General features: G+C 68.9%; 21 protein-coding genes and 1 pseudogene. 13 read left to right on the plus strand and 9 right to left on the minus strand.

Annotated features, from left to right (window positions below; genetic code table 11):
• Nucleotides 1-83 precede the first annotated feature (83 nt).
• Complete coding sequence (locus ACFVIV_RS35295; protein ID WP_379204038.1) at nucleotides 84-1433, plus strand: replication-associated recombination protein A; 1350 nt, start codon at nucleotides 84-86, stop codon at nucleotides 1431-1433.
• An 11-nt stretch (nucleotides 1434-1444) separates the two neighbouring features.
• Here the strand turns inward: ACFVIV_RS35295 and ACFVIV_RS35300 are convergent, their stop codons facing one another.
• Complete coding sequence (locus ACFVIV_RS35300) at nucleotides 1445-2677, minus strand: KasA/KasB family beta-ketoacyl-ACP synthase (RefSeq protein WP_379204108.1); 1233 nt, start codon at nucleotides 2675-2677, stop codon at nucleotides 1445-1447.
• Nucleotides 2678-2774: 97 nt separating this feature from the next.
• Nucleotides 2775-3434 carry a CatB-related O-acetyltransferase gene (locus ACFVIV_RS35305; protein ID WP_379204040.1) on the minus strand — a complete coding sequence of 220 codons (660 nt, stop codon included), beginning with the start codon at nucleotides 3432-3434 and terminating at the stop codon, nucleotides 2775-2777.
• A gap of 71 nt (nucleotides 3435-3505) precedes the next feature.
• Between ACFVIV_RS35305 and alaS the strand changes: the two genes are divergently transcribed.
• The 4 genes from alaS to ACFVIV_RS35325 are packed head-to-tail and all read left to right on the plus strand — an operon-like array spanning nucleotide 3506 to nucleotide 9036.
• Nucleotides 3506-6175, plus strand: coding sequence for an alanine--tRNA ligase (alaS, locus tag ACFVIV_RS35310; protein ID WP_379204042.1), 2670 nt, complete (start codon nucleotides 3506-3508; stop codon nucleotides 6173-6175).
• Entirely contained in the window at nucleotides 6175-6762 is a 588-nt protein-coding gene (ruvX, locus tag ACFVIV_RS35315; RefSeq protein ID WP_379204044.1) for a Holliday junction resolvase RuvX, read from the plus strand. The genes alaS and ruvX overlap by 1 nt, the downstream gene beginning before the upstream one ends.
• Complete coding sequence (locus ACFVIV_RS35320; protein ID WP_379204046.1) at nucleotides 6759-8213, plus strand: endolytic transglycosylase MltG; 1455 nt, start codon at nucleotides 6759-6761, stop codon at nucleotides 8211-8213. Before ruvX ends, ACFVIV_RS35320 begins: the two co-directional genes overlap by 4 nt.
• On the plus strand, nucleotides 8188-9036 hold the full coding sequence (locus ACFVIV_RS35325; protein ID WP_379204048.1) for a shikimate dehydrogenase: 849 nt from the start codon (nucleotides 8188-8190) through the stop codon (nucleotides 9034-9036). The genes ACFVIV_RS35320 and ACFVIV_RS35325 overlap by 26 nt, the downstream gene beginning before the upstream one ends.
• Here ACFVIV_RS35325 and ACFVIV_RS35330 read toward each other — a convergent pair.
• Genes ACFVIV_RS35330 through ACFVIV_RS35340 form a run of 3 tightly spaced genes read right to left on the minus strand, consistent with a single transcriptional unit; the run spans nucleotide 9027 to nucleotide 11098 of the window.
• Nucleotides 9027-9500 (minus strand): DUF3291 domain-containing protein, encoded by a 474-nt coding sequence (locus tag ACFVIV_RS35330; RefSeq protein WP_379204050.1) that lies wholly within the window; start codon nucleotides 9498-9500, stop codon nucleotides 9027-9029. The genes ACFVIV_RS35325 and ACFVIV_RS35330 overlap by 10 nt on opposite strands.
• Before the next feature lie 13 nt (nucleotides 9501-9513).
• On the minus strand, nucleotides 9514-10134 hold the full coding sequence (locus tag ACFVIV_RS35335) for a helix-turn-helix transcriptional regulator (protein ID WP_379204052.1): 621 nt from the start codon (nucleotides 10132-10134) through the stop codon (nucleotides 9514-9516).
• A gap of 34 nt (nucleotides 10135-10168) precedes the next feature.
• A complete protein-coding gene (locus tag ACFVIV_RS35340) occupies nucleotides 10169-11098 on the minus strand; it encodes a zinc-binding dehydrogenase (protein ID WP_379204054.1) in 930 nt (309 codons plus the stop codon).
• Nucleotides 11099-11180: 82 nt separating this feature from the next.
• Between ACFVIV_RS35340 and ACFVIV_RS35345 the strand changes: the two genes are divergently transcribed.
• The 3 genes from ACFVIV_RS35345 (at nucleotide 11181) to car (ending at nucleotide 16101) form a co-directional block, all read left to right on the plus strand.
• Nucleotides 11181-11822: a TetR/AcrR family transcriptional regulator gene (locus ACFVIV_RS35345; RefSeq protein ID WP_379204056.1), complete on the plus strand. Its 642-nt coding sequence runs from the start codon at nucleotides 11181-11183 to the stop codon at nucleotides 11820-11822.
• Between the two features lie 56 nt (nucleotides 11823-11878).
• A complete protein-coding gene (locus ACFVIV_RS35350) occupies nucleotides 11879-12361 on the plus strand; it encodes a B-4DMT family transporter (protein ID WP_379204058.1) in 483 nt (160 codons plus the stop codon).
• Between the two features lie 233 nt (nucleotides 12362-12594).
• The gene (gene car, locus ACFVIV_RS35355; protein WP_379204060.1) at nucleotides 12595-16101 is read left to right on the plus strand and encodes a carboxylic acid reductase; all 3507 of its coding nucleotides are present in this window, start codon (nucleotides 12595-12597) and stop codon (nucleotides 16099-16101) included.
• Between the two features lie 4 nt (nucleotides 16102-16105).
• Here car and aroB read toward each other — a convergent pair whose 3' ends face one another.
• From aroB to ACFVIV_RS35375, 4 genes and pseudogenes are all read right to left on the minus strand, one after another.
• Nucleotides 16106-17224: a 3-dehydroquinate synthase gene (gene aroB / locus ACFVIV_RS35360; protein ID WP_379204062.1), complete on the minus strand. Its 1119-nt coding sequence runs from the start codon at nucleotides 17222-17224 to the stop codon at nucleotides 16106-16108.
• Between the two features lie 929 nt (nucleotides 17225-18153).
• Nucleotides 18154-18672: pseudogene (locus ACFVIV_RS35365) on the minus strand (shikimate kinase); the annotation flags it as partial.
• On the minus strand, nucleotides 18669-19877 hold the full coding sequence (gene aroC / locus ACFVIV_RS35370) for a chorismate synthase (RefSeq protein ID WP_379204063.1): 1209 nt from the start codon (nucleotides 19875-19877) through the stop codon (nucleotides 18669-18671). The pseudogene ACFVIV_RS35365 and the gene aroC, both read right to left, overlap by 4 nt.
• Nucleotides 19878-20112: 235 nt before the next feature.
• The gene (locus tag ACFVIV_RS35375; RefSeq protein WP_379204065.1) at nucleotides 20113-20673 is read right to left on the minus strand and encodes an A24 family peptidase; all 561 of its coding nucleotides are present in this window, start codon (nucleotides 20671-20673) and stop codon (nucleotides 20113-20115) included.
• Between the two features lie 153 nt (nucleotides 20674-20826).
• Between ACFVIV_RS35375 and ACFVIV_RS35380 the strand changes: the two genes are divergently transcribed.
• The 5 genes from ACFVIV_RS35380 (at nucleotide 20827) to ACFVIV_RS35400 (ending at nucleotide 23698) form a co-directional block, all read left to right on the plus strand.
• Complete coding sequence (locus ACFVIV_RS35380; RefSeq protein ID WP_379204067.1) at nucleotides 20827-21951, plus strand: M24 family metallopeptidase; 1125 nt, start codon at nucleotides 20827-20829, stop codon at nucleotides 21949-21951.
• 39 nt (nucleotides 21952-21990) lie between these two features.
• A complete protein-coding gene (gene efp, locus ACFVIV_RS35385) occupies nucleotides 21991-22554 on the plus strand; it encodes an elongation factor P (protein ID WP_379204069.1) in 564 nt (187 codons plus the stop codon).
• Between the two features lie 19 nt (nucleotides 22555-22573).
• A complete protein-coding gene (gene nusB, locus ACFVIV_RS35390) occupies nucleotides 22574-23089 on the plus strand; it encodes a transcription antitermination factor NusB (RefSeq protein WP_379204071.1) in 516 nt (171 codons plus the stop codon).
• Between the two features lie 33 nt (nucleotides 23090-23122).
• Entirely contained in the window at nucleotides 23123-23380 is a 258-nt protein-coding gene (locus ACFVIV_RS35395) for a YciI family protein (RefSeq protein ID WP_379204073.1), read from the plus strand.
• Nucleotides 23381-23482: 102 nt separating this feature from the next.
• Nucleotides 23483-23698 carry a type II toxin-antitoxin system VapB family antitoxin gene (locus ACFVIV_RS35400; protein WP_379204075.1) on the plus strand — a complete coding sequence of 72 codons (216 nt, stop codon included), beginning with the start codon at nucleotides 23483-23485 and terminating at the stop codon, nucleotides 23696-23698.
• Nucleotides 23699-23720 lie beyond the last annotated feature (22 nt).

The raw sequence follows: 23720 nt of genomic DNA on the forward strand, positions 1-23720 counted from the left end.
GGACAGATGAACAGTTAGTGAATCGATACCTGCCCGGACCTGCGCGCTCGGACCTGTCGGAGCCCCTCGGTAGGGTCGTGCAGGTGAGCGATGGGTTGTTCGACGCGCCCGGATCGGAGGCCGTGTCCGAGGAGTTCGAGGTGATCAAGCCGACCACCGGCGACAGGTTCGCGCCCTTGGCCGTGCGCATGCGCCCGCGCACCCTCGACGAAGTGGTCGGTCAGGAGCACCTGCTCGGCCCCGGATCCCCGCTGCGCCGCCTCATCGAAGGGTCCGGCGCCGCTTCGGTTCTGCTCTACGGCCCGCCCGGCACCGGCAAGACCACCCTCGCCTCCCTGCTCTCCCAGGCCACCGGCCGCCGCTTCGAAGCGCTGTCCGCGCTCTCGGCGGGTGTGAAGGAAGTCCGCGGCGTCATCGACCTCGCCCGCCGCCGCCTCACCGCGGGCGAGCAGACCGTGTTGTTCATCGATGAGGTGCACCGCTTCTCGAAGACCCAGCAGGACGCATTGCTGGCGGCGGTCGAGAATCGCATCGTCCTGCTGGTGGCCGCCACCACGGAGAACCCGTCCTTCTCGGTCGTCTCCCCACTGCTGTCGCGTTCCCTGGTGCTGCAACTGAAGTCGTTGTCCGCGGACGATATTCGCCTCGTCCTGACCCGCGCCATCGCCGATCCGCGCGGACTGGCGGGGGAGTACAAGGTCACCGACGCCGCCCTCGACCACATCATCCGCATCGCGGGCGGCGATGCCCGCCGTTCCCTGACCGCCCTCGAGGCGTCCGCCGAGTCCTCCCTCGACGGCACCGTCGATGTCGAACTGGTCGAGGCCAGCGTCGACAAGGCCGCGGTCCGCTACGACCGCGCCGGCGACCAGCACTACGACGTCATCAGCGCCTTCATCAAATCCCTGCGCGGCTCCGACGTCGACGCCGCCCTGCACTACCTGGCCCGCATGATCAGCGCCGGCGAAGACCCCCGCTTCATCGCCCGCCGCCTGATGATCCAGGCCAGCGAGGAAGTCGGCATGGCCGACCCCACCGCCCTCCAAACCGCCGTCGCCGCCGCCCAAGTCGTCCAACTAGTCGGCATGCCCGAAGCCCAGTTGGCCCTGACCCAGGCCACCATCCACATAGCGACCGCCCCCAAATCCGGTGCGGTGGTCAAGGGCATCGGCGCGGCCATGGCCGACATCCGAGCGGGCAAGGCCGGAGCCGTCCCACCGCATCTACGCGACGGCCACTATGCCGGAGCCGAGAAACTCGGCAACGCCAAGGGTTACAAATACCCCCACGACCATCCCGACGGCGTCCTCGCCCAGCAATACCCACCCGACGAACTGGTCGGCACCGACTACTACCACCCCACAGACCACGGCTACGAACGCGAAGTAGGCCCGCGCGTCACCAAACTCCGCCGTATCGTCCGCGGGAAATAAGGCGGCCCGATTCAGGCGCGGCCGAAGGCGAGGGCCACATTGTGGCCGCCGAAGCCGAAGGAATTGTTGAGGGCGTAGTCGATTCGGGTGTGGCGGGGTTCGGCGGTGACTATGTCGAGATCGATTGCCGGGTCCTGGTTCTCGAGGTTCAAGGTGGGCGGGATGACCTGATCGCGGAGGGCCAGCACGGTGAGGACCGCTTCGAGAGCGCCTGCGGCGCCGATGGAGTGGCCGAGGGCGGACTTCGGGGCGTAGACGGCGGGGTGGGTGCCCACGGCCTGGGTGATGGCCCGCGCTTCGGCGAGATCGCCGACCGAGGTGGCGGTCGCGTGGGCGTTGATGTGGGTGATGTCGGCGGGGGTGAGGCCCGCTACCTGGATGGCTCTGGTCATGGCGCGGGCCGCGCCGGTGCCCTCCGGATCGGGGGCGACGAGGTGGTAGCCGTCGGAGGTGATGCCGGTGCCGAGCAGGCGGGCCAGGATGGTGGCGCCGCGGGCGCGGGCGTGCTGTTCGGTTTCGACCACCATGAGGGCGCCCGCCTCGCCGAAGACGAAGCCGTCGCGGTCGGTGTCGAACGGGCGCGACGCGCCCTTCGGGTCGTCGTTGCGGGTGCTCATGGCCCGCATCATGGCGAAGGCCGCGATCATGAGCGGATCCAGGCAGCCCTCGACGCCGCCGGTGACGACCATGTCGGCATCGCCCATGACGATCATCTGCCACGCCTTGGCAATGGCCTCCGAACCCGAGGAACACGCGGAGACCGGGGTGATCACCCCGGCGCGTGCCTTCAGTTCCAAGCCGACGACCGCGGATGGGCCGTTGGGCATCATCATCTGCACGGCCAGCGGCGAGACCTTGCGGTAGCCGCCGGCGGTGAGGGCGTCGCGGGCGTGCACCACCGCATCCGCGCCGCCCTGACCGGTGCCGATGGCCACCGCCAGCCGTTCGGTATCGACCTCAGGACTGCCCGCATTGCGCCAGACCTGCCGGCCGAGCACGACCGCCAGTTGCTCTACATACGCGTAGCGCCGCAATTCCACACGGCTCAACAGGGTTTCGGGCTTCACCCGCAGCGCGCCCCCGATCCGCACCGGCAGCGCATACGACCGCACCCACGGCTCGGTGAGCTCTTCGATGCCGGACCGCCCGGCGAGCAGTTCGCCCCAGGTGCCGTCGACATCACCGGCCAGTGACGTCGACGCGGCCACCGCGGTCACCACGACATCCGGAAACGTGCCGTCCATCGCGAACGGATTGCGCACCTGCACAACGCCCTCCCGTTGTATCCACTCAGTGTGAGCCAGGTAGCGCTCGGGAGATACCCGGACGGCGGCGAATTCGTCAGTCGGTCATGAGCCCGTTGTCGCGGGCGATCTTCTCGATGTCCGCGGGAGTGCCCGCCATGATGGCGCGCACGTGCTCGGTGACCAGTTCGACCGGCCAGTTCCACCAGGCGGCGCGCAGCAGGCGGTCGACGTCCTCGTCGGAGTAGCGCTGTTTCACCGGCTGGGCCGGATTGCCGCCGACGACGGTGTAGGGCGCGACATCGGCGGTGACCACCGCGCCGGTGGCGATGATCGCCCCGTCACCGATGGTGACGCCGGGCATGATCAGCGTGTTGTAGCCGAACCACACGTCATTGCCGACGACGGTGTCGCCCTTCGAGGGGATGGACGTGATGATGTCCATGGTCCGCTCGGCCCAGGCGCCGCCGAAGATGGTGAACGGGAAGGTGGAGACGCCGGCGGTGGGGTGGTTGGCGCCGGCCATGATGAAGCGGGTGCCGGTGGCGATCGCGCAGTATTTGCCGATGATCAGTTTCTCGGGGCCGAAGGCGTAGAGGACATTGTTCGTCTCGAACTCGGTGGGGGCCTGCGGGTCATCGAAGTAGGTGTAGTCGCCGACCTCGATATTGTCCGAGGTGATGTGCGGTTTCAGGAAGACCGTGCGCTCGGCGTGGGGCAGGGGGAAACGCTGGGACGGGTCGGGGATCACAGTCACTCGGGGGATGGTAGCTACGCCCCGGTGGTGGGTGAAAACTCGCTGGACCGGGACCGGTAGGCTGGATACCTGTGCAGACCCACGAGATTCGACGGCGCTTTCTGGAGCATTTCGTCCGTGCCGGACATACCGAGGTACCCAGTGCCTCGCTGATCCTGCCCGACCCCAACCTGCTGTTCGTGAACGCAGGTATGGTCCAGTTCAAGCCTTACTTCCTCGGACAGGAAGCGCCGCCGTACTCGCGAGCTACCAGCGTGCAGAAGTGCGTGCGCACCGGTGATATCGAAGAGGTCGGCGTCACCACCCGGCACAACACCTTCTTCCAGATGGCGGGCAACTTCTCCTTCGGCGATTACTTCAAGGAAGGCGCGATCACCTTCGCCTGGGACCTGATCACCAAGTCGCAGGAGGAGGGCGGCTACGGTTTCGATCCCGAGCGCATCTGGGTGACCGCCTACGAGTCCGATCCGGAGGCCGCCGAGATCTGGGAGCGCGTCGCCGGGATCCCGAAGGAGCGCATCCAGTTCCGCGACGGCAAGGACAACTACTGGGACATGGGTGTGCCCGGCCCGGGTGGTCCCTGCTCGGAGATCTACTTCGACCGTGGCCCGGCCTACGGCAAGGAAGGCGGCCCGGTCGCCGACGAGGACCGCTACCTCGAGATCTGGAACCTGGTGTTCATGCAGGACATCCGCGGTGAGGACAGCCCCAAGCTGGGCTTCCCGCCGATCGGGTCGCTGCCCAAGAAGAACATCGACACCGGTATGGGCGTCGAGCGCGTCGCCATGCTGCTGCAGGGTGTGGAGAACGTCTACGAGACCGATCTGCTGCGCCCCATCATCAACAAGGCCGAGGAGCTGACCGGCAAGTCCTACGGCGTCGAGCACACCGACGACGTGCGCTTCCGCGTCATCGCCGACCATGCCCGTTCCGCGGCCATGCTCATCTCCGACGGCGTGAACCCGGGCAATGACGGCCGCGGCTACGTGCTGCGCCGCCTGCTGCGCCGCATCGTGCGCTCGGCTCGCCTGCTGGGCGCGGACAAGCCGGTCATGGGCGCGTTCATGAAGGTCGTCAGCGACCTCATGGCGCCGTCCTACCCGGAGCTCGCCACCGACTTCAAGCGCATCGAGAATGTCGCCGTCGGTGAGGAGACCGCCTTCCTCAAGACCCTGTCCACCGGCACCAAGCTCTTCGACGAGACCGTCGACGAGGCGAAGGCCCAGGGCTCCAAGAAGATCAGCGGCACCGACGCGTTCACGCTGCACGACACCTACGGCTTCCCCATCGATCTCACCCTGGAGATGGCGGCCGAGGCCGGGCTCGAGGTCGACGAGGCGGGCTTCCGCTCGCTCATGGCCGAGCAGCGCCAGCGCGCCAAGGACGACGCCCAGGCCCGCAAGCACGCGCACGCGGATCTCACCGTCTACAAGGAACTGGTCGACCGCGGCGCCACCGAGTTCACCGGTTTCGACGAACTGTCCACCGAGGCAACCGTTCTCGCCCTCATCAAGGACGGCGTGCGAGTGCCGGTGGCCGCGGCCGGATCCGATGTCGAGGTCATCCTGGACCGCTCGCCGCTGTACGCCGAGTCCGGCGGCCAGATCGCCGACCGCGGCGCCATCTCCTCTTCGCACGGCCTGAAGCTGCGCGTCAACGATGTGCAGAAGATCGCCAAGAAGCTGTGGGTGCACAAGACCACGGTCGAGGCCGGTCAGGTCACCGAGGGCGACACCGTCCTCGCGAGCGTCGATCCGGCGTGGCGGCGCGGCGCCACCCAGGGCCACTCCGGCACCCACATGGTGCACGCCGCGCTGCGACAGGTGCTGGGCCCCAACGCCGTTCAGGCCGGCTCGCTCAACAAGCCGGGCTACCTGCGCTTCGACTTCAACTGGCAGGGCGCGCTGTCCGAGCAGCAGAAGGCCGATATCGAGGCCGTGTCCAATGACGCGGTGGCCGACGACTTCGCGGTCAACACCTTCGTCACCGATCTGCCGAGCGCCAAGAAGATGGGCGCGCTGGCGCTGTTCGGCGAGAACTACGGCGACGAGGTGCGCGTGGTGGAGATCGGCGGACCGTTCTCCATGGAGCTGTGCGGCGGTACCCATGTGGGCCACTCGTCGCAAATCGGACCCATCACCGTGCTCGGCGAATCCTCGGTCGGCTCCGGCATCCGCCGCGTCGAGGCCTTCGTGGGCTTGGACTCCTACAAGTACCTGGCCAAGGAGCGTGCGCTGCTGGCTGGTATCGCCTCCTCGCTGAAGGTGCCCTCGGAAGAGGTTCCGGGACGCGTCGAGCAGCTCGTCGAGCGCCTCAAGGTCGCCGAGAAGGAACTCGAGCGCACCAAGATGGCGGCCGTGCTGTCGAGTGCGGGCGCCTTCGTCGAGCAGGCGCAGCGGGTCGGCAAGGTGCTGTTGGTGGCCGCCGCCGCGCCGCAGGGCGTGGGCGCGGGCGATCTGCGCACCCTGGTGGCCGACATCAAGGGCCGCCTGGGTTCCGAGCCCGCCATTGTGGCGCTGCTCGGCAATGCCGACGGCAAGGTGCCCTTCGTCGTCGCGGTCACCAAGGCGGCGCAGGATCTCGGCGTCAAGGCCGGTGACCTGGTGCAGTCCTTCGGTCCGAGCATCGAGGGCCGCGGTGGCGGCAAGCCGGAGATGGCGCAGGGCGCGGGCTCCAACCCGGCCGGCATCGAGGCCGGACTGGCGGCCTTGCGGGCGCGGGTGGCCGAGCTCGCCGGGTGATGCACGGTTCCGACTCTTCGGACACACCGGGCGCCTCCGAGATTTTCGAGGGCGCCCGGACACCGGTCGAAACGGACGGGCGGTTCATAGCGGACCGCCCGTCGCAGGCGGACGATCCCGGCCGCGGACGGCGCATTGGCGTCGATGTCGGCACTGTGCGAATCGGTGTCGCGAGTAGCGATCCGGACGGTATTCTCGCCACTCCCGTGGAGACCGTGCCGCGCGCGAAGAAGGTCGCGCCCGGCGCCCTCGCACCCGACCTGGCAAGGATCGCCGATATCGTGCGCGAATACGAAGCCGTCGAAGTGATCGTCGGCCTGCCGCGCACCTTACGCGGCGAAAGCGGCTCTTCGGCTAAGCTGGCGGCCACCTTCGCAAGGCGTTTGCGGACCTTGATCGAGCCGGTCCCGGTGCGACTTTCCGACGAACGTTTGACTACGGTGTCTGCTGCACGCGCGTTGCGGGACAGTGGAGTTCGTGCGCGTGGGCAGCGGCAGGTCATCGATCAGGCGGCCGCCGTATCGATCCTGCAAGGCTGGTTGGACGAACGGAGTGCACTTTTGAAGCCCCGCGGGGATGATGCATGACCGACCGCTGGACGCGAGCCGAGGAACGCTACCGGCAGAATGCGGAGCGCCGCTACCGCCGGGATGATCTGGACTGGGCGGACGCGGACGATTACGAGGACGACACCACCGTCATCCCGCGCTACGAGGACGAGGACGACGAACCGCCGCTCGAGCCCGAGCCGCGCCGCCGCCCCGCACCGCAGCGGGCCGCCGGTGGCCGTCGCCCCGCCGCGCCGCGCGCCGGATCCCGGGCCTCGGGCGGACGATCCGGGGGATCGCGCGCGAAGCGGTCCCGGGTCGCCTCGCGCAAAGCGGCCGAGCGCAAACGGCGCCGCCGCAATCTGTGGGTCGTCGCGGTCGTGTTCGCCCTGCTGCTCGCCGCCGGCGTGGGCTTCGTGGCATGGAAGTTCATGAACCGGCTCAGCCCGGCCGAGGATTTCGCCGCCGGGTCGGCCGGGCCGCTCACCGTCGTGCAGGTGAAGTCCGGTGACACCGCCACCCAGATCGCCGAAGCCATGTACGACAAGGGCGTCGTCGCCAGCAGCGCCGCCTTCTACGAGGCGGCGGTGCGCAATTCCAATATGAACTCGGTGCAGCCCGGGTACTACGCCATCGCCAGCCACAGCCCGGCCGCCGACGCGGTGACGGCCTTGGTGGGCAAGAGTTCTCGCGTCGGCAATGTGGTGATCTCCGAGGGCCGCCAGTTGCACGACTCCACCGATGTGCACACCGGGGCGCGCAAGGACGGCATCTACCGCAAGATCGCCGACGCCAGCTGTGTCGGCACCGGCAGCGCCGCCAAGTGCGTGACCTACGAGCAGCTCGAGGCCGCGGGCACCAATTCCGATCCGGCCGCGCTCGGCGTGCCGTCGTGGGCCATGGAACGCGTCCGTTCGGTGCCCGATCGCAGCCGCCAGCTCGAAGGGCTGATCCGGGCGGGCACCCTGGATTTCGATCCCAGCGGAAGCCCCGAGCAGATCCTGAAGCAGTTGGTCACCGAGAGCGCGGCCAGCTACGAATCGACCGGGCTGCTGCAATCCGGCGCGTCCAACGGGCTGACCCCCTACGAGACGCTGATCGCGGCATCCCTGGTGGAACGCGAAGCGCTGCCCAATGACATGTCCAAGGTGGCGCGGGTCATCGTGAACCGCTTGGCCGTCGACCAGCCGCTGCAGTTCGACTCCACGGTCAACTACACCCTGGACAAGACCGAGGTCGCCACCACCGACGCCGACCGGGCGACCAAGACCCCGTGGAACACCTACGCCATGGCCGGTCTGCCCGCCACTCCCATCTCCGCGCCCTCCCTGGAAGCCTTGCGCGCCATGGAGAAACCGGAGCCCGGCAACTGGCTGTACTTCGTGACCATCGACCAGCAGGGCACCACGCTGTTCACCGACGACTACAACGAGCACCTGCGCAATATCCAGAAGGCAATGCAGAGTGGAATTCTCGACAGTGGCCGGTGAGGCGCGCGCGGCGGCCGGTGCGGTTCGCAAGGCCGCCGTGCTGGGCAGCCCGATCGCGCATTCGCGGTCGCCGCAACTGCACCTGGCGGCCTACCGTGCGCTGGGGCTGAACTGGACCTATGAGCGCATCGAGTGCACCGGCGAGCAGCTGCCGGGCCTGGTCGACGAGCTCGGGCCCGAATGGGTCGGGCTGTCGGTGACCATGCCCGGCAAGGTCGCCGCGCTCGAGTACGCGGGTGAGCGCACCGACCGGGCCGAGCTGGTGGGGTCGGCGAACACCTTGGTGCGCACCGCATCCGGGTGGCGCGCGGACTGCACCGATGTCGACGGCGTGCGCGGTGCGCTGCAGGGTGTCGGCGTCGAGGAGATCGAGCGCGCCGTGGTGCTCGGCGCGGGCGGCACCGCCCGTCCGGCGCTGCTGGCCCTGGCCGAATTGGGCGCGCACACCGTCACCATCGTGGCCCGCGACAAGGGCCGCGCGGCCGACACCCTGGAACTCGCCGAGCGCCTGGGCATGTCGGCCGAAGTGATCGATTTCGATCCGGACGGCCTCGGATTCGTCTGCTCCGATGTCGATGTCGCGGTCAGCACCGTGCCCGCCGCCGGCGCCGCGCCCGTGGCGGATGCGGTGGCCGCGGCGCCGGTGGTGCTGGACGCCATCTACAACCCGTGGCCGACGCCGTTGGCGGAGGCCGTCATTCGCGCCGGGCACACCGTCGTCAGCGGTTTGGAGATGCTGCTGAACCAGGCCTACGGGCAGGTCGAGCAGTTCACCGGCAAGCCCGCGCCCCGCGCGGAAATGGCTGCGGCGCTTCAGGAATGACCGGGGCAGGCTGATGCGGCCCGCTCGGGTTCGAACGCGTTCCGGAATGTGAACGCATACGGCGTGGGCCCGTGCTCGCGCAGATGCTCGAGATGCTCGACGGCCTCGCCGAGAGTCGGTATGTGCCCCACCGGAATCCACCACAGCGCGACCGGCGGCACGCCCAGCGGCAGGAACCATTCGCGGCGGCGGCGCATGAATTCCAGGTGCTCGCTGCGGTAGACGTAGTCGAACAGCGCCTCGCGCGATTCCCACACGCTCAGATTGATGAGCATGTCGTCGTCCCAGCCGTCCGGGCGCAGGGAGACGGCATTGTCGGACTCGCCGTCGACCAGTCGCCAGACGAAGCCGGGGGAGGTGTCGGCGAGTTTGTTGATCCGATCGAGGGCGTCGAAGAAGTCGGCGACCCGCGGATCGCCCTGCGGTGCGACCAAGCGGCCGATATTGAGCTCTGCGAGATGCATGACCGGACTATAACTAATCGTCGCTTGTTTTAGAAAAGCTCACGCAACACCGTCCCGGCGCCGGATCCATCCGGGCCGTCCATCCGGCCTCCGCCGCCGGGCGCTCGAGCAGGGCCAGATTCATCCCGCACACCAGCGGCGGGAAGTCCACCGCGAGCCGGTGAAAAGGGCAGTTGCGCAAGCGAATCACCGCACCGTCCTCGAACGGCTCGTACCCGCGCTCACGCAGCGCCTCCAGCAGCTCCCGCCCATCCAGCGAGGGACCGTGCGCGGCAGCCGCTTTCGCGACCGCCTCCTCGAACCCGGCATGCTCCACCGCCTCGGCGAGCACCGCGGCAACGGTCCGGTAGTCCCGGGCGGGCAGGCTGACCGTGAACTCCGCATCCGCCCGCCGATAGAACTTGGCGGGCCGCCCCGACCCGGGTCCGGTCTTACCCTCGGGGCGGCGGAACACGGCGTCGAGCAACCCGGCCTCGGTCAACTTGTCGAGGTGAAACGCCGCCAGCGGCCGCTTGATCTCGGCCGCCTCCGCCGCCTCGTCCCGGCTGACCTCGTGATCCGCCGCGGCCACATAGTCGTAGAGCCGCCGGCGAACCGGATCCTGCAACAACGCGACGGCATCGATACTCACCATGCATTTCTACCGCGTGCGCTGCCGCGGCCCGGCATCACCGCACCTCGAGCACCGCCTTGCCGTGCAGGCGACGGGTCCGCAGCGCCTCGGCCGCCTCGGCGATCCCCGCCCAGTCGCCGCGCCAGGAGATATTCGGGTCCAGCGCACCCGCCGCGACCTGTCGCGCCAGCCAGCTCAGATCCGGCGCGAGATTCGCGCACGACAGCAGGAAGAACGTGACCATCGAGCGATCGTGGCGGCCCTGATCGCCGAAAAGCGCCCCGTAGGGGAAGATTTCGTCCTGTCCCGCCGCGTGGCCGACCGCGACCAGCGTCCCGCCTTCGGACAGGTTCCGATAGGCGTCGACCAGCTGGCGGCCGCCGACCAGATCCAGCACGCCGTCGACGGGTGATCGCACTTCCGCGGGATCGGCGATGACCTCGGCCGCGCCGAGTTCCCGCAGGCGCGCACCGTGCGCGGCGGGATCGCCGGTGGCGGCAATGACGTGTGCGCCGCCCAGGCGCGCGAGCTGAATCGCGTAGCGGCCCACGCCGCCGGTCGCGCCGGTCACCAGTACCCGCCGGCCCAGGATCGGCCCGAGCCGGTGCAATCCGCGCAGTGCGGACGCGCCCGCCACCGGAATCGTGCTCGCCGCACCGAGATCCGCGGTGTCGGGAACGATGCCGATCAGATCGGTGTCGACCGCGCGCAATTCCGCCCACGCCCCCTCGGGAGCGAGCGTCACCACCGGCGTGCCCGCCGCCGGGCCCGAGCCGTCGGCGGCGGCCTGCACCACGATCCCGGCCGCATCCCAGCCCGGCACCATGCCGTCGGGTGCGGCGGCCAGCAGGGAGACGATCTCGCCGTGATTGAGCGAGGTGGCGGTGACCTGGATCAAGGCCTGATTCGGGGCCGGTTGCGGATCGGGAACCTGGTCCATCCGCAGACCGGAAGGAGAGGAATGGTCGACAACGAGTGCACGCATGGCGGTTAATGTGCCACTGAGTGGCAAAAGCTGTCAAGGCGCGAAAGCCGCTTGATGGCGGCGATCCGCTACGCTCGATCCCATGGCTGACAGTGCGACCGACCGGCTGCCGCTGCGCGAACGCAAGAAGCTGCGGACCAGGCAGGCATTGATCGATGCCGCGCTCGAGTCGTTCGCCGAACGCGGATTCGGCGCCACGACCCTCGACGAGCTCTGCGAGGCCGTCGAGATCTCCAAGCGCACGTTCTTCCGCAACTTCACCAGCAAGGAAGACGTGGCCATGGCGCCGCTGCAGGATCTGTGGGCGGCCTTCCTCGTGGAACTCGCCGAACGTCCGGGCGGCGGCACGCTGCTGGGCATGGGGCAGGATGCCCTGCTCGCCGTGGTGGAACGGATGCCGTCCGACGGCTGGGCCGAGCGCGCCCGGCGCAGCTACCGCCTCACCGATTCGACCCCCGCCATGACCGCCCACAACCTCGAGTTCTGTGATCGCACCACGCGCGACGCACTGCGAATCCTGCAGGAGCGCTTCGCTCTCGACATCGCCGCCGATCCCCGTCCCCGGCTCGCGCTCGATATCTTGGTCGCCGCCTTCCACTGCGCACTCGACACCTGGGCCGCCCGTCCCGAATTCGCCGACGCCGCAACATTGTCCGCGGACCTGCGCGAGGCGTTCGCCGCGATCCCCGGTGCGCTCACCCTGACCCCGGCCGGAGTCGGCTAAGGTTCTAGAACGAGTTTCAATTCGGCCAGGGGGCCGCGCAGGTTAAGGTGATCGACATGAATGCGTGGGTGATGCGTGCCGTAGCTCTGGGGGCGCTGACCATTGTGCTGCGAACCCTGCTCGGATTCGCCATGGTGTACTGGCCGACCGGCGGGTCCTGGATGCGGATCCTGAGCCTGATCGTGCTGCTCGCGGCAGTCGTCACCTGGGGCGTTCTCGACGGCCGCGCCGATCGTCGAGCCAATTCGGATCCGGAACGCGGTGCGGACCTCACCATGCGCTGGCTGAAGGCGGGCGCCGCGGGCGGTCTCGGCAGCGGCCTGGCTGCCTGGCTGCTGGACTACCTCCCGAAGTTCGACCTCGGTGACAACGGCCTGCTGTTCGAGATCACCTCCGGCGCGTCGTTCATCGTCCTGCTGATCTTCGTTCCGGCCATGATCGGCGTGACCATCGGCCGCTACCTGGTCGGGCGCGAAGCCGCGAAGGCCCCGGCCGAGCCCGAAACCATTGTCCTGAAAAAGGAATCGGCCACGGCCTGACCTCGCCCGCTGCGGCGGGCCCCGGTCGTGATGCGCGCGGTGTGACGGGCATCACTGGAATAAATCACTGTGAGCGGGAATCGGGAGACCGCTCGCTATGTTGTTAGCCTTGCTTAGTACTTGCTTGCTGTCTGGTCGATGGATACGGCTCTGGTCCGGATCTCGATGCGCGAACGTGGGTGACAGGCCCGATCCGGTCGGAGCGTGAAACAGCTCTGTTCAGGAGGCTGGCCATGTCGTTCTTCACCGAAGCGCAGGAACATCGAATCGCCGATCTGATCGCACACGACGATCAGATCGCGCAGGCCCGGCCCGATCCGGGAATCTCCCTACTGCTGGACAATCCGGGCCTGACTCTCGCCGACCTGGTGCGGACCGTGCTGGCGGGGTACGCGGACCGCCCGGCACTGGGCAGCCGGATATCGGAGCTGGTCACCGATCCGGAAACCGGCCGGACCGAACCGCGATCGACCGAGCGATTCGCCATCGTCACCTACCGGGAGCTGGCGCGCCGGGCGGAGGCGGTCGCCCGCGGACTCGCGCGGGGATCCGCGGGCGGGCCGCCGGTGACGGCCGGCGATCGAATCGCCGTGCTGGGCTTCAACAGTGCCGATTACACGGTGCTCGATCTGGCGTCGATGCTCGCGGGGACCGTGGCCGTGCCATTGCAATCCAGCGCGTCGACCGCCCAGCTGCGCCCGATCATCGAGGAGACCACGCCGCGGGTGATCGCGGCCGGAATCGGCTACCTGCCCGCCGCGGTCGAACTCGCCCTCGCCGATGCCGGGACGACGCGGCTGGTCGTCTTCGACTACCTGCCCGAATCCGATACGCAGCGAGAGGTTTTCGCCGCCGCCGCACAGCGCTTGCTCGACGCGGGCTCCCCGGTCGTCCTGGAATCGCTTGCCGCGGTGGCGGAACGAGGCCGGGACGGCGACGACATCGCGGTGGGGCTCGCACCGGATCAACTGGCATTGCTGATCTACACCTCCGGCAGCACCGGCGCGCCCAAGGGGGCGATGTATCCGGCGCGGCTGGTGGCCAATCTGTGGCACAACGGATTCGCCTTCGACGGCGCGGACAGTGACCGCGTTCCGTCCGTCACCATGAATTTCCTGCCGATGAGCCATGTCATGGGCCGGGGCACGCTGTACCGGACGCTCGGATCCGGCGGCATCGCGTATTTCGCTGCGAGCAGCGACCTTTCGACTTTCCTGGAAGACCTGCGCCTGATCCGGCCGACCGAACTGCCGTTCGTACCCCGGGTGTGGGAGTTGCTGTTCCAGGAATACCGGCGGGCTGTCGACCGGCTGCCCGACGACGGCCGGCGGGGCGAGCGCGAACAGGAGATCCTGGCCGAGTTCCGCGATACCGTCCTGGGTGGCCGCGCGATCTCCGCGCTGACCGGGTCGGCGCCGACCTCACCGGAGGTCCGGGAGTTCGTCGAGGCGCTCACCCAGGTGCCGCTGGTCGAGGTGTACGGATCCACCGAGGCGGGCGGCGTGCTGGTGGACGGGCGGGTGCGGCGGCCGGTCGTGCAGGACTACAAGCTCGTCGACGTGCCGGAGCTCGGCTATTTCGGCACCGACCGGCCGTATCCGCGCGGCGAGCTGGTGGTCAAGACCGACCATCTGTTTCCCGGCTACTACCGGCGGCCCGAGGTGACCGCCGAGGTGTTCACCGCGGACGGCTACTACCGCACCGGCGACGTCGTCGCCGAGATCGCGCCCGATGAACTGCGCTATGTGGACCGCCGCAACAATGTGCTCAAGCTGTCGCAGGGCGAATTCGTGGCGGTCTCACGGCTGGAAGCCGACTACGAGGACAGTCCGCTCATCGAGCAGATCTACCTCTACGGCAACAGTTCTCGCGCCCACCTGCTGGCCGTGGTGGTCCCCGCCGCCGATGCGGTCGCGGCCGGGGACCCCGCGGCGGCGAAGCCATTGCTGGCCGAGGCCCTGCGGGCGGTCGCGGTCCGCAAGGGGCTGCAGCCGTACGAGATTCCGCGCGACTTCCTCATCGAGACAACGCCGTTCACCGTCGAGAACGGTCTGCTGACCGGGATTCGCAAACTCGCCCGTCCGGTGCTGCGGCAGCACTACGGCGAACGGCTCGAACAGCTCTACCAGCAGTCTGATCACGATCGGGAAGCCGAATTGCGCACGCTGCGAGCCGGTCTCGCGCACCGTCCGCTCGAGGAGACCGTATCGCGCACGGTCGCCGTCGTACTCGGGCTGGATGCGGCCGAGGTCGCGCCCGAGGCGCGGTTCACCGATCTCGGTGGCGATTCGCTGTCGGCGTTGACCTTGGCGAACACGCTGCACGAGCTGACCGGGGTGGAGGTGCCGGTCGGCGTGATCGTCGGCCCGGCCACCGATCTGCGTGCGCTCGCCGGATACCTCGGCGCCGCCGGCGACCGCCGCCGGCCCACCTTCGCCGGCGTGCACGCGAGCGCGGCGACCGAGATTCGCGCGAGCGAGCTGACATTGGACAAATTCATCGATGCCGGCACGCTCGCCGCCGCGCCCACGCTGCCCCGGGCGTCCGGGCAGATCCGCACCGTATTGCTCACCGGCGCCACCGGATTCCTCGGCCGCTTCGTGGCATTGGAATGGCTGGAACGGCTGTCGGCGGTCGACGGGCGGCTGATCTGCCTGGTCCGCGCCGCCGATGACGAGCAGGCCCGGGCCCGGCTCGACGCCGTCTTCGACAGCGGGGATCCCGAACTGTGGCAACGCTATCGGCAACTCGCGCAGCGGCACCTGGACGTGGTCGCGGGCGATAAGGGCGAGTCGGGTCTGGGACTCGACACCGCCACCTGGCAGCGGCTGGCCGAGACGGTCGATCTGATCGTCGACGTCGCGGCGCTGGTCAACCATGTGCTGCCCTATCAGCAGCTGTTCGGCCCCAATGTGGCCGGCACCGCCGAGCTCATCCATTTGGCGCTCACCGGCAGGATCAAGACGTTCGACTACATCTCGACCGTCGCGGTCGGCGCCGGAATCGATCCCGCCGCCTTCACCGAGACCGCCGACGTGCGTGCCATGAGCCCGGTCCGGCCGCTGGACGACAGTTACGCCAACGGCTACGGCAACAGCAAGTGGGCCGGTGAGGTGCTGCTGCGCGAGGCCCACGACCTGTGCGGGCTGCCGGTGACCGTGTTCCGGTGCGACATGATCCTGGTCGACGGCCGCTACCTCGGCCAGTTGAATGCGCCGGACATGTTCACCCGCCTGCTGTTCAGCGTGCTGGCCACCGGTATCGCGCCGGAATCCTTCCACCCGCTCGACGCGTCCGGGCGGCGGCAGCGCTCGCACTACGACGGGCTGCCGGTGGACTTCATCGCCACCGCCATCGCCGAACTCGGTGTGCGGGAAGGATTCCGGACCTACCACGTGATGAACACCCACGACGACGGCCACGGCCTGGACGAATTCGTCGACTGGCTCATTGCCGCGGGCAACCCGATCGAACGCATCACCGGATACCGGGACTGGTTCGGCAGATTCGAGACGGCCCTGCGCGCACTACCGGAGGATCAGCGCAAGCATTCGCTGCTACCGCTGCTGCACGCCTACACCGAACCGCAGCCGCCGCATGCAGGCAGCCCGGAGTCGACCGCCCGATTCCGGGCCGCCGTCCGGGCCGCGAGAATCGGCCCGGACCAGGACATCCCGCACATCACCCCGGAAACCATCCGAAAGTACGAGGCCAACCTGCGGCACCTGAAACTGCTCTGATGGGTCAGAGCAGAATCGAGTTGCCGCCGGGCGACTGCTCGCGGGCGATGGCCGAGTAGGCCGCGGCCAGCAGGCTCGGGTCCGGGCCCTCGAGGCGGCCGGGCTTGGCGAGGCCGTCCAGCACGACGAAGCGCAGCACGCCGGACTGGGTCTTCTTGTCGGTCTGCATGGACTTGAGCAGATCGGGCAGGGCGTCGGCGTCGTAGCTGACGGGCAGGCCGATGCTGGAGAGGATGGCGGCGTGCCGGTCGGCGGTGGCGTCGTCGAGGCGGCCGGCCAGCCGGCCGAGTTCGGCGGCGAAGACCAGGCCCACCGAGACGGCCGCGCCGTGCCGCCAGCGGTAGCGCTCTCGGCGCTCGATGGCATGGCCGAGGGTGTGGCCGTAGTTGAGGATTTCGCGGAGGTCGGCCTCCTTGAGATCCGCGGCGACCACATCGGCCTTGACCTGGATGGCGCGGCGGATCAGCTCCGGCAGCACGTCGCCGGTCGGATCCAGAGCGGCCTCGGGATCGCGCTCGACCAGCTCGAGGATGACCGGGTCGGCAATGAAACCGGCCTTGATGATCTCGGCCATCCCGGCCACGATCTCATTGCGCGGCAACGACTCCAGGGTGACCAGGTCCACCAGCACCGCCGCGGGCTCATGGAACGACCCGACCAGGTTCTTGCCCGCCTCGGTATTGATGCCGGTCTTGCCGCCCACGGCCGCGTCGACCATGGCCAGCAGCGTGGTCGGCACGTGCACGATGCTCACGCCGCGCATCCAGGTGGCGGCCACGAACCCGGCCAGATCGGTGGCCGCGCCGCCGCCCAAGCTGATGACGACATCCTTGCGCGTCAGGCCGATCCGCCCCAGCACCTCCCAGCAGAAGCCCGCGACCTGAAGATCCTTGCCCGCCTCGGCATCCGGAATCTCCACCCGATGCGCGTCGAGCCCCTTGTCCGCCAGCGCCTGCCGCACCACCTCCGCGGTCTCGGCCAGCGACGGCTGATAGAAGATCGCCACCGTCCGCACCCCGGACCGCCCGGTCACCTCGTCCACCAGGTCGCCCAGCAACCCCCGACCGATGATCACGGGGTACGGGTCGGCGGTGCGGACTTCGATGCGGGTCGGCTCGCTCATAGGTGCTGCTCCGATTCTTCTCGTACGGTCTGATCTGCTGTGTGCTGCGCCGCCGCCCGAGCCCGCGCCCGAGCCCGCCGAGCCCGCGCCCGCCGCGACCGCCCGGCCCCCGGCGGCGGAGCCGGATCGGCCGAGTCGTTCCCGCCGGAAGCGGAATCCGCGGCGCCGCCGCCACTCTGGCGAGTGCCGGCCGCTGCAATACCGGCGCCGGCCCCGCGCCGGGAGCGGCCCGTGCCCGGCCCATGTGCGGCCGAGCCCGAATCCTGTTGATCGGCCTTCGCCCCCGCACCGCCGCCAGTTCGAGCCGCGTCGTCCGCGGTGGCCGCGGTGTTGTCGGTTCGGCGAGAGGGTCCCGCGCCGCGCGATGTTCCAGCCGAGTCCTGTCCGCCGGCAGCGGAATCCGTGCTATCGGCAGCGCGATCGCCGCCCGATGCGGCTGCACTTGCGCCGGTGCCATCGCCCGCGGCGGCAGTCACATGTCCACCAGCGGCGTTACTCGTACTGGCTGGCGGATTACCGGGCGCAGCGGAGGTGTCACTCGCCGGCGTGCTCGGTGACGGCGAATTCGTGTTGGAAGCAGGTGGATTCGCGGGAGCACCAGTGGCTCGGGAGGCGCGTCGGCGGCGGCGATTGCTCGTCGCTCCGGTGGTGGGAGAGGTTTCCGCCGCCGCAGCGGAACTTGTCACTGCATTGGTTGCGGTCGCATTCGAGCCGCCGGAAGCCGTGCCCGGCTGCGAGGAGGTCGCGGGGGCGGTGGCGGATCCGGATGCGGGCGTGAGGGTTTCGGAGTCGTGGCCGATCGCGGGTGTGGTGGTTGCGCCCGAACGGCGACCGCGGCGGCGGGAGCGGCGGGAGCGGGCGGCGCCGGTCGGGGTGGGGACGGTGGGCTGGGGGGCCGGGTCTTCCGGGCGGATCACCGATTCCAGGCCGAGTTTGGCGAGGATCATGCGGACCACGCGGCCGGGGCTGCGGCCGTCGGTGCGGACGCGGACCGTTGCCACCTCGCGGTAGAGGGGGCGGCGGATCTTCATGAGTTCGCGGTATTTCTTCGCGGGGTCGTCGCCGTTGAGGAGGGGGCGGTTGGTGCTGGCGCCGGTGCGGCGCAGGCCCTCGCCGACGCTGATCTCCAGGTAGACCACGGTGTGGCCGCGCAGCAGGGCGCGGGTGGCGGCGGACAGCACGGAGCCGCCGCCGAGGGAGATGATGCCGTGGCCGGTCAGGACGGCGTCGCGGACCACTTCCTCCTCGATGCGCCGGAATTCGGGTTCGCCGTCCTCGGCGAAGATTTCCGGAATGGTGCGGCCGGTGCGCTCCTCGATGCCGGCGTCGGTGTCATAGAGGTCCACGCCGAGTTCGCGGGCGAGTTTGCGGCCGATCGTCGACTTGCCCGCGCCGGGCGGACCGACCAGCACCACGCTCGGTGGTGACTGATCGGGCTCGGTCGTCACTGTGGCGCGTTGCCCGAGGGAACGTGCGGGCGCGCGTTGATCCGCTTCAGGTAGGCGGCGATATTGTCGACCGTCTCGGGCAGCGAGTCGCCGCCGAACTTCTCCAGCACCGCCTGCGCGACCACGAGCGCCACCATGGCCTCGGCGACCACACCGGCCGCCGGCACCGCGCACACATCCGAGCGCTGGTGAATGGCGACGGCCTCGCCGCCGGTGGTCATATCGACGGTGGCCAGCGCGCGCGGCACGGTGGAGATGGGCTTCATGGCGGCGCGCACGCGCAGCGCCTCGCCATTGGTCATGCCGCCTTCGAGACCGCCCGCGCGGTTGGTGGAGCGCAGCACACCGTCCGGGCCGGGCTTCATCTCGTCGTGGGCCTGGCTGCCGCGGCGGCGCGCGGTCTCGAAACCATCGCCCACCTCGACGCCCTTGATGGCCTGAATGCCCATGAGCGCGGCCGCTAGTCGCGAATCCAGGCGCGCCTCACCGCTGGTGAACGAACCCAGGCCGACGGGCAGCCCCTCGATCACGACCTCGACCACGCCGCCGAGGGTGTCGCCGTCCTTCTTGGCGGCCTCGATCTCGGCGATCATGGCCGCTTCGCCGTCCTTGTCGAAACAACGGACCGGGCTCTCGTCGATGGCGGCCAGATCACCGGCGCCCGGCACCACGCCCGAAGTATTGGCCGCGGCGCCGATCGAGACCACGTGCGAGATCACCTCGACGCCCAGGGCCTGCCGCAGGAAATTCTTGGCAACGGTGCCGGCGGCCACCCGCGCGGCCGTCTCGCGGGCGCTGGCGCGCTCGAGCACATTGCGAGCATCGTCGAATCCGTACTTGAGCATGCCCGAGTAATCGGCGTGCCCGGGCCGCGGCCGGGTCAGCGGCGCATTGCGCGCCAGCTCGGCCAGCTCGGCCTCGTCCACCGGATCGGCCGACATGACCTGCGTCCACTTCGGCCACTCCGAGTTGCCGACCTCGATGGCGACCGGTCCGCCCATGGTGCGCCCGTGCCGCACGCCGCCGATCATGGTGACCGCGTCGGCCTCGAACTTCATGCGCGCCCCGCGCCCGTACCCCAGGCGCCGGCGCGCAAGCTGCGCGGCAACATCGGCAGAGGTCACCTCGACACCGGCCACCATCCCCTCGAGGATCGTGACGAGAGCGGGACCATGGGATTCTCCGGCAGTTATCCAGCGCAACACGGGTTACATCTTTCCACGAGAATTCGCTCGGCCGGACACGCGGTCCGCCGTAAGGCGATACGACTCACCATTGCTCGAGGTTCTGTCGGCCCCGAACGCCTGTCGCGCTCCGCTGAGCCACGGCCCGAACACGGTCGCGGCGGCCCCGTCCGCGGGGCCCGCACCGCACAATTTCGTCCCGGACAGGTTCGCGCTGGGCAGGCTCGCGCGGTGGCTCGGGTCGGTCCGGTTGGGCTCACTGGGCCGCCAGCAGCGCGAGGATGCTCGCCGCGCACATGGCCGGGCCGTGCGGGATCGTGCCGGTGGATAGTGGGAGCGCCGGTGCGGCGTGGTCCGGGAAGGAGGTGGGAGCGGTGAGCGCCGCCGACCTGATGGGCGAATGTCGCTGGTGAGCGCAGCTGGTGACGGTCTCGTAAGGCGATGGCATTGGTCCGGCGACCGTCGCTGTCAGTGCAGCGCCCGCCCCGGCCGCCGCGGTGAGCATGGGTGCGGTGAGCGCGGCCCATACCCAGCAGTTGGGCCCGCCCAGCGCGGTCGCGGCGCCGAGTCCGAGGGCGAGCTTCATATCGCCGGCACCCAGCGCGGCCGGATTCCACAGGTGCACCAGGAGATAGGGGGTTGCGAGGAGAAGCGCGCCCAGCACGGCGAGCGTGGGGCGGCCCAGGGCGGTCGCATAGGTGAGCGCCGCCGCGGCGCCGGGCAGTGTCAAGGCATTGGGCAGTCGCCGGGAGCGCAGGTCGAACCAGCTCAGTGCCGCGCACCAGGCGGTGAGGATCAGCAGGGGAAGCGGTTCCATGGGTCGAGGGTCCCGCGGCGGGTGTTCGCGCGGGCCGCTGATTCGCGAAATGTGGAGAACCACTTGGTATGTGAACATCACGGCTTTCGGTGAGAACCGCCCGGCTCCGTGTTGGGTGTCGGAGATGCCGCGTGTCGGCAGTACCTTGGACGCATGTCTGCTGATCACGATCCGGTCCGGCGTCCCGACTACGCACTGCGCCGAGCCAGCCTGCGCAACCTGCTGGTCGAAAACCGGGTGGACGCCCTACTGGTGACCGATCTGATCAATATCCGGTACCTGACCGGGTTCACCGGGTCGAATGCCGCTCTGCTGGTCTATGCCTGGGACAGCTCCGAGGATCGCACCGTCATCTGCACCGACGGCCGCTACATCACCCAGGTCGGCGAGCAGGTCCCGGATCTGCGCGCGGAGATCAACCGCGCCAGCGCCCGCCGGGTGGTGGAGATCGCGGGGGAGTGGCAGACCGGTCGCGTCGGCTTCGAGAGCCATATCCTCACCGTCGAACAGCACCGGGCCTTCGTGGCCCTGGGCACCGGCCTGGACCTGGTCCCGGTCGCGGGCCTGGTGGAACAGCTGCGCATGGTGAAGGACGACTACGAGGTCGGCCGCCTGGCCGCCGCCTGCGATGCCGCCGACAACGCCCTGGCCACCCTGCTCGAACGTGGCGGCCTGCGCCCCGGCCGCACCGAACGCCAGGTCGCCCGCGAACTGGAATGGCTCATGTTCGAGCACGGCGCGGACGCCGTCTCCTTCGAGACCATTGTCGCCGCCGGCCCGAATTCGGCCGTCCCGCACCACCGCCCGACCGGCGCGGTGCTGGCCGCCGGTGATTTCGTGAAGCTCGACTTCGGCGCCACCGTCGACGGCTACCACTCCGATATGACCCGCACCTTCGTGCTCGGCCAACCGGCGGACTGGCAGCGCGAGATCTACGACCTGGTGCACGCCTCCCAGGCGGCCGGCCGCGAGGCCCTGGCGGTGGGCGTGGCGACCAAGGCCGTCGACGCCGCCTCCCGCTCGGTCATCGAGGACGCCGGGTACGGCGAGTACTTCGTGCACGGCCTCGGACACGGCGTCGGCCTGCAGATCCACGAAGCGCCCGGAATCGCCAAAACGGGCACAGGTACACTGCTGGATGGCGTGGCGGTGACCGTCGAGCCAGGTGTGTATCTTCCCGGCCGCGGCGGTGTCCGGATCGAGGACACGCTCGTGGTTCGCAAGGGGGGCCCGGAACTGCTCACCCACACCAGCAAAGACCTGACCGTCGTCGACTGACGCGCGGTTGCATACCGACTAGTAGGAGATCCGAGGACAGTGGCGGACACCAGCGACTTCAAGAACGGCCTCGTGCTGAAGATCGACAATCAGCTCCAGCAGATCGTCGAGTTCCAGCACGTGAAGCCGGGTAAGGGTCCCGCCTTCGTGCGCACCAAGCTGAAGAACGTCGTCTCGGGCAAGGTCGTCGACAAGACCTTCAACGCCGGCGTCAAGGTCGAGACCGCGACCGTCGACCGTCGCGATATGACCTACCTGTACCACGACGGCTCGGACTACATCTTCATGGATGGCGAGACCTACGACCAGATCCACCTGGGCGAGACCATCCTGGGCAAGAACGCCGGCTTCCTGCTGGAGAACATGCAGGTCCAGATCGCCATGCACGAGGGCGAGGCGCTGTTCGTCGAGCTCCCCGTCGCCATCGACGTCGTCGTCACCCACACCGAGCCGGGCCTGCAGGGCGACCGCTCCTCGGCCGGCACCAAGCCCGCCACCGTGGAGACCGGCGCCGAGGTGCAGGTGCCGCTGTTCATCAACCAGGGTGACAAGCTGCGCATCGACACCCGCGACGGCTCCTACATCAGCCGCGTCAACTCCTGACGCGCGGATAATGGTGACCGTGGCCGATCAGCCCGTGGACAAGAAGTCGAACTACAAGAAGCTGGGTGCGCGCCACAAGGCGCGCCGCCGGGCCGTGGACCTGCTCTTCGAGGCCGAGGCCCGCGATATCGACCCCGCGGAACTGCTTGCCGAGCGCGTCTCGCTGTCGGTGCGCGACGACTCGGTGGCCCCGGTGAACCCCTACACCCGCGTGCTGGTCGAAGGCGTCGCCGACGATCTGGACCGGGTGGACGGCACCATCGAGTCCTACCTGCAGGATTGGGCCCTGTCCCGGCTGCCCGCCGTGGACCGCGCCATTCTGCGGGTGGCGGTGTGGGAGTTGTTCCACGCCAATGACGTTCCCCCCGTGGTGGCCGTCGACGAGGCGGTGGAATTGGCCAAGGCCCTCTCCACCGACGATTCCCCGTCGTTCATCAATGGTGTCCTCGGCCAGGTGGTCCTGGTGGCCCCGCAGGTCCGCGCCGCGGCCGCGGCCACCCTGGCCCCGCGCCGGGCCGACGACGAGCAGCAGTAATCGAACAGCAGTAATACAGAGGAGAAGCGCAGGGTGCGCAAATACCTGGTGATGGCAATGCGCACCCCGCGCTTCGATTCGTCTGTGGCCCAGCCCCATCGCGAATGGCTCGACGCCGTCCGTTCCCGCGGCCAACTGGTGGAATCCGGCAAGTTCACCGACAACTCCGGCGGCGCCTACGTCATCCTCGCCGAAAACCTCGACGCCGCACGGGCATTGGTCTTCACCGACCCCATCCACACCACCGGCGCCTCCGAACTCACCGTCTACGAGTGGGAGATCACCGGCTGATCGCGGGCGGTGGTATCGCCTTCGTTCGGGCATCCACGAATGGCGAGTTGCCCAGTGGCGTAACGTCGGCGGCATAGGCAACCTCTATTTTCGGAGGTGCGCATGACCGTAACAAGCGTCAATCTGGATGACGAGCTGATCGAAACCGCGCAGCGGCTCACCGGGCTCGGTACCAAGCACGAGGTTATCGATCTCGCTCTCCGCGAGCTCGTGCAGCGGATCAAACAGCAGTTACTGGCAGAGCGCATTGCAGCCGGGCGGCTAACCCCAACCCCGCAACTTCTTGATCCGAGATTCAACGAGGCTGCGCGGCGGTGACCGGCAGGCGCATTCGATGTCC

The sequence above is a fragment of the Nocardia sp. NPDC127526 genome, from assembly GCF_042672265.1.
Lineage (GTDB): Bacteria > Actinomycetota > Actinomycetes > Mycobacteriales > Mycobacteriaceae > Nocardia.

What these genes read in the sequence shown, in the direction of transcription:
- ACFVIV_RS35300 (WP_379204108.1), bottom strand. Translation starts at nt 2,677, where the DNA reads ATGGACGGCACGTTTCCGGATGTCGTGGTGACCGCGGTGGCCGCGTCG.
- ruvX (WP_379204044.1), top strand. Translation starts at nt 6,175, where the DNA reads ATGCACGGTTCCGACTCTTCGGACACACCGGGCGCCTCCGAGATTTTC.
- ACFVIV_RS35320 (WP_379204046.1), top strand. Translation starts at nt 6,759, where the DNA reads ATGACCGACCGCTGGACGCGAGCCGAGGAACGCTACCGGCAGAATGCG.
- ACFVIV_RS35330 (WP_379204050.1), bottom strand. Translation starts at nt 9,500, where the DNA reads ATGCATCTCGCAGAGCTCAATATCGGCCGCTTGGTCGCACCGCAGGGC.
- ACFVIV_RS35335 (WP_379204052.1), bottom strand. Translation starts at nt 10,134, where the DNA reads ATGGTGAGTATCGATGCCGTCGCGTTGTTGCAGGATCCGGTTCGCCGG.
- ACFVIV_RS35340 (WP_379204054.1), bottom strand. Translation starts at nt 11,098, where the DNA reads ATGCGTGCACTCGTTGTCGACCATTCCTCTCCTTCCGGTCTGCGGATG.
- ACFVIV_RS35345 (WP_379204056.1), top strand. Translation starts at nt 11,181, where the DNA reads ATGGCTGACAGTGCGACCGACCGGCTGCCGCTGCGCGAACGCAAGAAG.
- ACFVIV_RS35350 (WP_379204058.1), top strand. Translation starts at nt 11,879, where the DNA reads ATGAATGCGTGGGTGATGCGTGCCGTAGCTCTGGGGGCGCTGACCATT.
- car (WP_379204060.1), top strand. Translation starts at nt 12,595, where the DNA reads ATGTCGTTCTTCACCGAAGCGCAGGAACATCGAATCGCCGATCTGATC.
- aroB (WP_379204062.1), bottom strand. Translation starts at nt 17,224, where the DNA reads ATGAGCGAGCCGACCCGCATCGAAGTCCGCACCGCCGACCCGTACCCC.
- ACFVIV_RS35375 (WP_379204065.1), bottom strand. Translation starts at nt 20,673, where the DNA reads ATGGAACCGCTTCCCCTGCTGATCCTCACCGCCTGGTGCGCGGCACTG.
- ACFVIV_RS35380 (WP_379204067.1), top strand. Translation starts at nt 20,827, where the DNA reads ATGTCTGCTGATCACGATCCGGTCCGGCGTCCCGACTACGCACTGCGC.
- ACFVIV_RS35400 (WP_379204075.1), top strand. Translation starts at nt 23,483, where the DNA reads ATGACCGTAACAAGCGTCAATCTGGATGACGAGCTGATCGAAACCGCG.